The organism is Streptomyces sp. NPDC002265 (assembly GCF_040296125.1).
In the GTDB taxonomy this organism is placed as follows: domain Bacteria; phylum Actinomycetota; class Actinomycetes; order Streptomycetales; family Streptomycetaceae; genus Streptomyces.
This window is the reverse complement of sequence record NZ_JBEOWS010000662.1, coordinates 1-1,903: the sequence shown is the minus strand read 5'-3', so window position 1 is coordinate 1,903 and position 1,903 is coordinate 1. Positions and strand designations below refer to the sequence as shown.

The window sequence follows — 1,903 nt, the reverse complement described above, 5'->3', positions numbered from 1 at the left end:
GGACCGGCACCCGGTCCGGGCCTGCGCGGCTGCCGGAGCGAGCCGGGGATCCGCCCGCTGTCTTGACGTGTACTTGGCATGATGGCTTTATGGGAGCGCTCCCATGCGTATCGACGCCCTTTGCCCATGCCTGAGTTTCTTGGCGCTCACTCCCTGGAGTCGTAGTGAGATCAACAAGAAGCACGACACGAAAGAAGCCCCTGGCCGATCTGCTGACCGGGCTGACCGCCGTCCTCGGACTCGTCCTCCTCGGCCTGTTCTGCCCGGCCGTCGCACAGGCCCAGTCGCCCGGAGTCCTCGCCACCGGCCTCCATGTCGCCGACGGCCGCCTGGTGGAGGGCAACGGGAACGACTTCGTCATGCGCGGCGTCAACCACGCCCACACCTGGTACCCGAGCCGCACGCAGTCGCTCGCGGACGTCAAGGCGCTGGGCGCCAACACCGTCCGTGTCGTCCTCGCCGACGGCCACCGCTGGAGCGCCAACAGCGCCACGGACGTGGCGAACGTCGTCGCCCAGTGCAAGGCGAACCGGCTCATCTGCGTCCTGGAGGTGCACGACACCACCGGCTACGGCGAGGACAGCGCGGCCGGCACGCTCGACGAGGCCGCCGACTACTGGATCGGCCTGAAGAACGTGCTCGCCGGCCAGGAGAACTACATCGTCATCAACATCGGCAACGAGCCGTGGGGCAACACCGACCCGGCCGGCTGGACCGCGCCCACGATCGCGGCCGTCCAGAAGCTGCGCAACGCCGGATTCCAGCACACGATCATGGTGGACGCGCCCAACTGGGGCCAGGACTGGCAGGGCGTCATGCGCGCCAACGCCCGATCCGTCTACTCCGCCGACACCACCGGCAACCTGGTCTTCTCGATCCACATGTACAGCGTGTTCGACACGGCCCAGGAGATCACCGACTACCTGAACGCCTTCGTCAACGCCGAACTGCCCATCGTCATCGGTGAGTTCGGCGGACCCGCCGACCAGTACGGCGACCCGGACGAGGACACCATGATGGCCGCCGCGCAGCAGCTGAGACTCGGCTGGCTGGCCTGGTCCTGGAGCGGCAACACCGACCCGGTCCTCGACCTCGCGCTCGACTTCGACCCCAAGCAGCTCAGTTCGTGGGGCCGGCGCATCTTCAACGGCGTCAACGGCATCGCCCAGACCGCCAAGGAGGCCACCGTCTACGGCGGCGGCTCCGCCGACACCCAGGCGCCGACCACCCCCGGCACCCCGGCCGCGTCCGCGGTGACGGCCACCTCGGTGACCCTCGGCTGGACCGCCGCCACCGACAACGTGGGCGTCGCCGGCTACGACGTCGTACGGATCATCGGTGGCACCGAGACCAACGCCGCCGCCTCCACCACCACCTCCGTCACCGTGACCGGCCTCACCGCGAGCACCGCGTACACCTTCGCCGTCTACGCCCGCGACGCCGCCGGGAACCGTTCCGCGCGCTCCGCCACGGTGAACGTCACCACGAGCAGCGCGCCCACCGGGATCTGCTCCGTCGCCTACCGGATCGTGGGGGAGTGGCCGGGCGGCTTCCAGGCCGGCCTCACCCTGCGCAACACCGGCACCGCGGCACTCAACGGCTGGAAGCTCGCCTTCGCCTTCGCCGACGGCCAGACGGTCAGCAACATGTGGGGCGGGACCGCCACCCAGAGCGGCGCCGCGGTGAGCGTCGTCCCCGCCTCCTACACCTCCACCATCCCCGCGGGGGGCTCGGTGGACGTCGGGTTCATCGGCACCAAGGGCGCCACCAACACCGCGCCGACGGCGTTCACCCTCAACGGCAGCGTCTGCACGCTCTCCTGACCCGCCCGCCACACCGACCGGGGGGCCCCCCCGCGGGGGGCCCCCCCCGCCGGGGGGGCCCCGGCCACGGGGGGGAGCGC

General features: G+C 70.8%; 1 protein-coding gene. It reads left to right on the top strand.

Translation table 11 applies throughout. From position 1 onward, the window contains the following. The first annotated feature begins 164 nt into the window (after positions 1–164). Positions 165–1,823: a cellulase family glycosylhydrolase gene (locus tag ABT085_RS46055; protein WP_351623152.1), complete on the top strand. Its 1,659-nt coding sequence runs from the start codon at positions 165–167 to the stop codon at positions 1,821–1,823. The last annotated feature ends 80 nt before the right edge of the window (positions 1,824–1,903 follow it).